This window comes from Nocardiopsis lucentensis DSM 44048, from assembly GCF_000341125.1.
GTDB lineage: Bacteria > Actinomycetota > Actinomycetes > Streptosporangiales > Streptosporangiaceae > Nocardiopsis > Nocardiopsis lucentensis.
This window is the reverse complement of sequence record NZ_ANBC01000043.1, coordinates 1-446: the sequence shown is the minus strand read 5'-3', so window position 1 is coordinate 446 and position 446 is coordinate 1. Positions and strand designations below refer to the sequence as shown.

Sequence of the window (446 nt, the reverse complement as noted above, 5' to 3'; positions counted from 1 at the left end):
CCACGGCAGCAGCCGGTGGTAGGGGATCCCGTCCACCCGCACCAGCGTGCGCGGGTCGGCGACCCCCTTGGTGAGCGGGTAGCCGGCCCGGGTGACCACGTGCACGTCCATCCCCGCCTCCCGCTGCGCGGTGGCGATGCGGTGGGTGCGCTGCGTGTACCCCGCGTTGGTATGGGGTAGCGCGTTGGTGACCAGATGCAGCACCCGCAGCCCCGCCCCGGGCGTGGACGGGTCCTCGGCCACACGCCACCGTTCACCGGCGGGGCGTGCCGGTCGCCGAGCGTTCACCGTGTCGTCGGGCCGCGTTCGGTGACCACGGGTTAACGTGATCCCGTGATGGTCGGGCGATGTGGACGGGGACGCGGGAACAGCGCGTCCTGTCGCCAGGGCCGTCCGATACTCCGCCGCGTCTCGGCGCGGACCCTCCGGGAGCTGTCCGACCAGCT

At 73.3% G+C, this 446-nt stretch carries 1 pseudogene; it reads right to left on the bottom strand.

What is annotated here, in order from left to right:
- A pseudogene (locus D471_RS32500) lies at positions 1 to 446 on the bottom strand (glycosyltransferase WbuB); the annotation flags it as partial.